General features: G+C 39.6%; 5 protein-coding genes and 1 pseudogene. 1 reads left to right on the top strand and 5 read right to left on the bottom strand.

Annotated features, from left to right (window positions below; translation table 11 throughout):
• The 3 genes from Q0O89_RS06975 to znuC all read right to left on the bottom strand — a co-directional run.
• On the bottom strand, nucleotides 1-5,002 hold a 5,002-nt coding region (locus Q0O89_RS06975; RefSeq protein WP_293730988.1), incomplete at its 3' end, for an Ig-like domain-containing protein.
• Nucleotides 5,003-5,170: 168 nt separating this feature from the next.
• A complete protein-coding gene (znuB, locus tag Q0O89_RS06970) occupies nucleotides 5,171-5,956 on the bottom strand; it encodes a zinc ABC transporter permease subunit ZnuB (RefSeq protein ID WP_293730987.1) in 786 nt (261 codons plus the stop codon).
• 12 nt (nucleotides 5,957-5,968) lie between these two features.
• The gene (znuC, locus tag Q0O89_RS06965; RefSeq protein ID WP_293730985.1) at nucleotides 5,969-6,778 is read right to left on the bottom strand and encodes a zinc ABC transporter ATP-binding protein ZnuC; all 810 of its coding nucleotides are present in this window, start codon (nucleotides 6,776-6,778) and stop codon (nucleotides 5,969-5,971) included.
• Nucleotides 6,779-6,947: 169 nt separating this feature from the next.
• On the opposite strand from znuC, the gene mepM reads away from it, so the two are divergent.
• Nucleotides 6,948-8,414 carry a murein DD-endopeptidase MepM gene (gene mepM / locus Q0O89_RS06960; RefSeq protein WP_293730984.1) on the top strand — a complete coding sequence of 489 codons (1,467 nt, stop codon included), beginning with the start codon at nucleotides 6,948-6,950 and terminating at the stop codon, nucleotides 8,412-8,414.
• 370 nt (nucleotides 8,415-8,784) lie between these two features.
• Here the strand turns inward: mepM and cas2 are convergent, their stop codons facing one another.
• Nucleotides 8,785-8,946 (bottom strand): CRISPR-associated endonuclease Cas2, encoded by a 162-nt coding sequence (gene cas2 / locus Q0O89_RS10525; RefSeq protein WP_366516025.1) that lies wholly within the window; start codon nucleotides 8,944-8,946, stop codon nucleotides 8,785-8,787.
• 56 nt (nucleotides 8,947-9,002) lie between these two features.
• Nucleotides 9,003-9,164: pseudogene (locus Q0O89_RS06955) on the bottom strand (type II CRISPR RNA-guided endonuclease Cas9); the annotation flags it as partial.

Raw genomic sequence — 9,164 nt, 5'->3', positions numbered from 1 at the left:
CAGGTAAATCAAAATATTGATGTGCATCTTGCTGTGTACTGTTAATGTTTTTTACCAAGAAGTTTCTTTCTCTTTCTTCACCAACATAACTCCAGCTACCGGGATTTAAATTAACATACACACCTTGTTTTTCTTTTGAAGCGTCAAATGTATCAACACCGTTACCGTCCCAAATATAACGACCGCCGTCAGAAGCATAGGTATTGTAATTTGCAAAGCTATAAACATCATCGCCAGCGCGCGCATTTGGATTGACACCAAAACGATAATGTAAATAAGCTAAATCATAAGGGCGTAAATCGCGTAAGGATAAATATAAATTATCATTGACATAGCGATCATAGGAAATAATCGAAAATTCCGCGGTATTTTCATTACCATAGCCGTTTTCTTTAAAGGTCGGAATATCACCTGCATTCGTATGAACCATACCAAGTGTATGCTCAATTTCGTGAAGCGCGGTGTAATAAAGATAATCCGTTCCCCAGTCTTTCCAGCTGCTACCTGCATTCCAAGTAATATGCCCACCGTTTCTTGCGACTGCTGCAGAGCCATTCGTCATGGAAGCATAATGCACAAAGGTATCACGGTCGCCGCTAATTTTACTTTCCACAAACTGTATGTTGGTATAACTAGATAAGATGGAATAGGCATCTCTGAAGACTGCCTTTAAGTTTTCATCAACCAAGGCATCGGAAGGCAATTCTTTATTCGCTTCTAACTCTTCCGTACCGTGGAAATAATATTTAATGACATAAGGCTTATCTTGTGTTCCACCCAATGGGGCAGAATAGCCATTTTTGTCTAAGCTACCTACAGCCTTTAAGAAATATGGGGTATTCCAGTCATCTTTTGTATGATCATCTTGAATGGGATTGCTACGTGGAATTAACCCAATTTGTTTTGAGCCATCTACTGAGGCCGCTACCGCATAATTTTCTTGATCAAAAACGCTAATTGCTTTACCGGAACGATCTGTGGTTTCCAAGGTAGCAGAAATCTGCTCTGCGGTGCTCAAGGTTTGTTTTGACACGATTGCAGAGAAACTTAAATCTGAATTTACCGTTGTTTTAAGCGTTTTATTGCCAATATTCAAGAGAACAACATCTCCCTCTTTGGCGGTTCCTGATACAACACCACTTACCGTTGCAATATCTTCGTGATACGCAACAAAATACTGATCTTGATTCTCAACTTTTAAATAATCGCTTGTGAACGTAACGCTTTTAGTCGTGACTTCAGGCGCATTAATATAAGCTGTTTTATAAAATCCATCAGCCTTAGTTAGCTCATAAACCTTTGGATCCGGGGTGAATTTTACGGAAATCTGTTGTCCATTTAGCCCTTTTAATTCATCGGCGGCAATATCGACAAAGAATGTTTTATTATTAACACCGACCTTAAATGATTGATTACCAATTGTAACGATCGCTTGGCGTACTTCGTTATAATTTTTACCTTGTGCATAAACACCATCAAATTCAGCTTCACCATATATGCGGACAATAGGTGATTTTTCAGCCAAACTTAAGGTGAAATCGCCCACTTCGGTGATATCAATTTTTGCCGCTACCTCAGCGGCAACAGTAAACTTCTTCGTTGTATCCGCGCGGCTGCTTCCTGCAGTAGCGGTAGCTGTAACCATATAGTTTGGTGCTTGAATTAATTCTTCAGCAGCAATATCCAATTTAAAACTCAGATCACTTTCTAACTGAACCTTGTGCGTCTTACCGTTAATTTGTAATTCAACTTGAGTTGTAGTTGAAGCCTCTGCGCCAAAAATTTTACCTGATAATTGTAAATGCCCTTTGGCTTCAGTCACATTGATATGATTATCTGCTGTAATATCATTTAATAAAATACCAATATCACCTTGGCTAACACTATAAGATAAATCACTTTGCGCAGATCCTACATTCCCAACACTATCTTTAGTGGTATAAACAGCAGAAACTATCAGTGAATTTGAAGAGGCTAATTCTGCTGCCGGAAGCGTTAAACTAAATGCACCATCTTGTTGAATTTCCACCGCTTGGGTTTTGCCGTTATACATTAAGATGAGTTGCTCACCAACGGTAAAATCGCCACTCACTTTGCCACTTAATACTACCGAATCTGTTGCAGTCTTAGCGATCACATTATTTTCATTAATTGGGTTAAGCGTAATGATTGGCATTGGCGGTGTCATATCGGCTTGAAAATCCACCGCACTTTCTGCGGTAGCCGTATTGCCGGCAACATCTTTAGCCATTACATTGACTTTTAAGTGATTATTTCCTTCAATCAGCGAGCTTTCATTAATTGGTAAATTCAATGACCATTTTTTATCTGATACCGTTGCATCATATTCTTTGCCATTTAGACTGACTTTAACTTGAATATCTTTGACATTAATATCTTGTTCATCGTAAGTGAGTGTGCCACTAATGGGGCTGGTTTTATTCAAATTCTCGGTAGAAATCGTTTTGCCACCATTGACTTCATTGACTGAAACGGCAATATTGGTTTCAGTATCATAACGATAGGAGACTTTTTCTGCTACTTCGTGAATTTTTCCTGTTTCTTTATTGCGAATGGTGGCGACTACGTACATTTCATCCGTATTAGCAAAATCTGCAGTATTTAATTTTGTACTAAAACTACGTAACACATTACTACTGAGGCTTAAATGAGTAGAGTAAGTTTTTCCGTTCAGTTTAATTTCAACTTTTTCAACCACCTCTTTCGAGTTAAGAATATCACGCCCCCATACGGTTCCGGTATAAGTAAAACTAGGCGTCTTTTCTACAAAGGCTTTATTAAAAATATTGTTTTCACCTACAGCTGAGAGATTTGTCAGGTTGGCATCACTGCCTGACGTTGCAACCGTATAAGCTTGCGAAGCTTCGGCTTCACCATGATTACCTGCTTTATCGGTTCCGATAACTTTAGCGCGAATGACTTTATGGTTGCCAGCAGTTAAAACAGCTGTGGCAAATTCCACTTTAAAAGAACCATTGACCACCTTAGTTTGGATTGTATTCCAATTGCTTGCGGCACAATAAGGGCAGCCACAAGACACTTCCACCAGATCCCCATCGCTCGCACCTGTCACACTTCCGGCAATAACGGTCGTTTCTTTCGCAGCTTCTTCGGCATTGATCACATTGTCGCCGGTAATTGGGCGTAGCGTAATGGTTGGTTTGTCTAAAGCTGTTTCATATTGGAATACTTCAAGCGCGGTCATATTTTCCGTATTTTTGACCACAGCCCGAACAGTATTATTTTTCGCTAACAATTCACCGCTAACCTTCGCTTCAAATTCGCCATTAAGGACTTGTGCTTTGATCGTTTGATCACCAATAGTTAGCTCAACAACAGAACCATCATCTGCACGCGTGACTGAGCCGGATAAGGTAATTTCCTGCTGAGATTCTGCAATATTAAGGATGTTATCTGCCGTTACAGGATTCATCTTAATCGTTAAAGGCGTTTCTTCTACATTCGCATAAGTTACCGCACTGCCTTTAGCTGTTCCGCCATTTACACTTTGAGTTTCAATATAAGCGGTGACTTTTTCGTGAACGATTAAATTTTGAGTATTTACATCTTTAGAAAATTTACCATCCTTCACTTCGGCATAATAAACAGATTGTCCAATTTCTAACTTAACAAAATCCCCATCTTTGGCGTGTTTTACCGTACCTGAAATCGTGGTTTTTTCTAATTTTTGTTCAACGAAACTTAAGAAATTATCGCCTGTAATTTTATCAAAAGTAATTTCAGGCTCTTGTGTCACTGTCTCAACAATGTATTTTAGTTTAGCTTGAGCCGTACCGCGCAATCTTTTATTTGTATCATGAACTGCTGTAATAGATGCGCTAAGTTCTTTCTCTCCTTCTCCTTTCGCCACCAATGCGGAAGCGTTAATATCGACCCACCAAGTTTTAGTTACAGGATCAACTTTAGCAGGTCTAATTACATCTGCTAAAACGGTAATCATGGGTGGCGTGGTAGAAGCACCTTTAACATCATAACTACCTGATAATCTTATAATTCCATTAGCTTCAGATTGACTAATGATACCATCTTCTCCACCCACATAACTTGTCCATGTAATTGCGGCAACAGGTGCTTCGCCTGCTGCCGGTTCAGTTAATACGGGTAATTCAGGCAACGGAGCTAGTTGCGGTTTAGTATCACTTTTTGTTTCCGGTTCAGTTTCAATTTCCGGTTCAACTGCAGCTTTTTCTTTAGGTGTAACAACCCAAGCGGCATTGGGATCTTTATCAACGATAGCCTCAGGCTCAGTTGGCTGGGTTTCCGGTTCCGTTGGTTGCGTTTCTGGCTCCGTTGGCTGTGTTTCAGGCTCCGTTGGCTTAGTCTCAGGCTCCGTTGGCTTGGTTTCCGGCTCCGTTGGCTGGGTTTCCGGCTCCGTTGGTTGAGTTTCCGGCTCCGTTGGCTGGGTTTCCGGCTCAGTTGGTTGAGTTTCAGGCTCCGTTGGCTGTGTTTCCGCCTCAGTTGGCTGGGTTTCCGGCTCAGTTGGTTGGGTTTCCGGCTCCGTTGGCTGAGTTTCCGGTTCAACCGGTTTTGTGTTAGGCGTCGTGTTTTCTTCAGCACGAGGTGCATTACTGGTTTTGCTATGATTATAACTATTTATCGCACCAACAGTGGTCGCAACGGTTCCTAAAGAAATAGCGGTTAATTGCACCGCACTTAATGAGCTGGCGGCGATATTTCCAGTAACAGAAACACTGTTTTCAACTGCAGTAGCTAGATTTTCAACGGAATAATAGGCGTTGTATTCTTCCAATACCAAAAGCGGTTCTTCATTGGCCGGGGTCGAAAAGACTAAATTGTCGCCGATTTGCTCTACTTCTATAGGCTCAATTAGCATGCCGTTTTCATCAACAATACGATAACGCGCTGCTGCTTCGGTTTTTTTGATGACAGTTTTTCCTTGTTGCAATGCAATAGCTTCCGTTTTATTGCCTTTTACGATAGTTAAAATGATTTTGCTCATAATATAAAAGTACCTTTCCTAGAAAAGAGATAAAAATTGTCCTGATTTTACAAAATATTACAGCATTTTTCTGCAAAAAAAGAGCAAAAACAGAGAAATTTTATTTGGTATTACTACAACGGAGCTATTGTTATTGCGTCCGTTGTTTTTTGAATATGAGAAAAGCCTTTATCCTTGTTCTTTCCACAAAAAAGAAAGTGCGAACAAGAGTGCAGAACAGATGACTACAGATGGGCCTGCTGCGGTGTTATAAAAGGCGGAAAGTGCTAGCCCCATAGTGATAGCTAACATGCTGATGACAACGGCAATCATTGCCATGGTTTCAGGCGTTCGTGCGAATCGGCGTGCTGTGGCTGCCGGAATAATGAGCAAGGAGGTAATAATCAATGCCCCCACAAACTTCATACTTAAGGCAATGGTAAGTGCGGTTAAAATCATTAAAATAAATCGCATTCGTTGAATATTAACCCCTTCTACTTGAGCTAGTTCAGGGCTGACTGTCGTGGAAATAAGCGGTTTCCAAAAGTACATTAAAATCGTAAAGACGATAGGTACACCAATGGAAATAGGCACTAAATCCTCAAAACTCACAGCAACTAAATCCCCAAACAAATATCCCATGAGATCTACGCGTACGTTTTCTAATAAACCCACAGTCACAACACCCAAAGATAAACAACTATGAGCAATAATGCCGAGAATAGTATCCACTGAATATTGTGTATGGTTTTCAAGCCATACCATTAATAAGGTAATGCATAGCGTTAAAATAAGAATGGCAAGATAAGGATTAATTTCAATAAAAATGCCTAATGCTACGCCTAATAATGCGGAATGTGCCAAAGTGTCGCCAAAATAGGCCATTTTGCGCCAAACCACAAAAGCACCAAGAGGGGCAGTAATGAAAGAGAGCAAAATACCGATAAGCCAAGCAGGAAGAATGATTTCAAGCACGATAAAAAGTTCCTAATGATGATGTTGTGCGCATTGATATTGCCCTGAACAACAAACATCGCCGTGCATATCATGACGGTGATTGTGATGATGGGTGTAAAAAGCAATATTTTTAGAAAATTGATCGCCAAAATGTTGGATAAAAGTCGGATCGCTACTTATAGCTTCAGGCGTACCGGCACAACAAATATGTTGATTAACGCACAATACTTTATTGGTATCCGCCATCACAATATGGAGATCATGAGACACCATTAAAACGGCGCAATTTAGTTTTTCTCGCATTTGATGAATAAGCTGATAGAGTTCAATTTGCCCATTCATATCGACCCCTTGGGTTGGTTCATCAAGTACCAGTAAATTAGGTTGATTTAAAATTGCGCGAGCCAATAATACACGTTGCATTTCACCACCGGAGAGTTTTTGCAACGAATTGTGCATAAGGTGTGTGATAGAAAGCAATTCTGCTGCCTGTTGAATGTCTTTTGCAGTGATGCCTTTCTTAAGGGAAAGGAAGTTTTTCACGGTAATCGGCAAACTATGATCCAAATGGATTTTTTGTGGTACGTAGCCAATGCGAACATTCCGGCTATAAATCACATCCCCGGTAGTGGGCTTGAGCAATTTGAGCAAAATTTTTAATAGAGTCGATTTCCCTCCACCATTAGGACCGACAATGGTAGTGACGGTATTGGGGTAAATTGCCATATTAATTTGTTGTAATGCAGTTTTTTGCCCAAAATGCATCGTAATATTTTTCAGTTCAATTAGAGGCATAGTGGAATTCGCTTGTTGCGTAACGCGTATTGCATTAATTTGCATAATAAATTCTAATGGGTGGAAAAATTTAAAGATAACGTATTTTACCCGATGAAACAAGATAAAACGCCCCCTAATCTTTAGATCGTAAAAAATCTGTATTCGTGTATAATGAATTTTTTCTGTATTTTATGGTCTTACTTCCAAGTATTTTTTTATAGGATTATTTCTCTTGGTTCAACACGTTAAACTTGCCCGCGAACGCCGAAAAAGAAAATCACGTATTAAAGCGTTGATTTTCTTTTTTGCACTGATTTGTATTGGGGTAGGTAGTTTATTAAGTTTGAACGATAGCGTGGAAAACAGGGGGGAATTACCGGAAGAAACCGATAGTTATCAACCATTAAGCGAAGATAAAACGCTAACACAATCCACTGGCAAGGCTAATCAAGGCGTAGCGGATGACGAAAAATCAAAAGAGAATACTGATGATGCGACTTCTTATGATGATGATTTAACAGATAAAGATGATGAAAGCGAATCTATCACCTTTGATGATGATATTTCGCCATCGGAACCTTTACCTAAAGATGCACAATCTGCGGTGGATAATTTATTAGATGCTGTTGAACAGGCTAAACGCATTACAGATCAATTTAGCCATACGATTGTGCGTGGTGATAAGTTAAAAGATGTTTTAGAGCTTTCAGGTTTAGAGGACAATACCAGTAATCAATTAATTGCAAGCTATCCCGAATTAAAAAATCTAAAGGCGGGTCAGCAAATGTATTGGATTTTAGATAATGAAAATGAACTAGAATATTTGAATTGGCTGGTTTCTGAAAAAGAAGAACGCATTTATGAACGCCAACCTGATGGTAAATTTGTACGTCAAATTCTAGAGAAGAAAAGCCTTTGGAAAAAAGAAGTATTAAAAGGTAAAGTCACTTCATCATTTCGTACCGGTTTAAAAAATCTAGGATTGGATAACCGTCAAATTAGTCAATTAACGACCGCACTTCAATGGCAATTCAGTATGAATAAATTAAAGAGCGGTGATGAATTTGCCATTTTGATTTCACGAGAATATTTGGACGATAAATTAACAGGGCAAGGGAATGTTGAAGCGATCCATATTAAAACCCAAGGAAAGAGCTATTACGCAGTTCAGGCTGAAAATGGACGCTATTATAACCAACAAGGGGAGACCTTAGGCAAAGGTTTTGCCCGTTATCCACTGCAACGCCAAGCACGAATTTCTTCAGGCTTTAACCCAGGTCGCCGCCATCCGGTCACAGGGCGTGTTCGACCACATAAAGGGGTGGATTTTGCCTTACCAAGTGGCACGCCGGTGATTGCACCGGCTGATGCGGTTGTGGAAAAAGTCGCTTATCAAGCAGGTGGAGCAGGACGTTATATTGTTTTACGCCATGGACGAGAGTATCAGACGGTTTATATGCATTTAAGCAAATCTCTTGTTAGAGCAGGGCAACGCGTGAAACGTGGTGAACGGATTGCGCTTACAGGTAACACCGGAATTTCAACAGGACCACATTTGCATTATGAGTTCCATATAAATGGACGCCCGGTTAACCCTGTGACAGTGAAATTACCTGGCACAAGTAATGGTCTACGTGAAAATGAACGCCGAAATTTCTTAACAAAAGTGAGAAGTGTAGAGCGTCAGCTTAAATTTTAACGGTAGACCCGATGCCTGATATCACATTGAGAATCATATAGAGTCTCTTTTGTCGCTCCTTTTTTCATTTACAATCCCTATGCTCCAAAGCCGTATTTAGTAAGGCTTCGGAGCATTTTATTTATATAAAAAACAAGTAATTTTCTTTCAACAAGCGGTTGGCTTAATGAAATTTTTTGCAAAAAAACTGTGGTAAAAAATCGTCCATAATTTATACCAACGCGATTTTTAAACATAAATCCGGAAAAAACATTGTTCATTAAATAAGCGTTTAAACAGCATTTTTGTTCAAAATGAAAGAAATTGAACGGTTATGTAATATCAGCGGTTCAGTATTTTTTTTCATTAAAAAGTAGCATTTGATTGGCATTCACTTTTTCTCTTGAGCTTTCAACTCATCTAATAACATCTGCATACCGGCAAACTGTTTTTCGGTAACTTCCACGCAACAAATTGAGCCTTCTTCTGGCAGATGTTCACAAAGTCTTTTATGGTGCTTATCTAACGCCTCTCTCTCGAACAATGCAGGCATAAACAGAAAGTTGTAACATTTGGTAGCCATCTTTTAATAAAATCATCCGCGAGATTAGGTTGATTTATCAATAATTGGCGTTCTTCCGCCGTTAGCCTACTATCTGCACCATTTTCTAAAATGCGTAAGTTATTGAGCTTAGTCAGACACACAAAATATTCCGCACTATAACTATTTTTCGGGGCTTTATATTCGGAAGGTTCAAAGGTGCATTTCCC

The sequence above is a fragment of the uncultured Actinobacillus sp. genome (assembly GCF_945915845.1).
GTDB lineage: Bacteria > Pseudomonadota > Gammaproteobacteria > Enterobacterales > Pasteurellaceae > Exercitatus.
The sequence above is the reverse complement of the archived record's forward strand: the minus strand, read 5'-3'. Positions and strand labels throughout refer to the sequence as shown.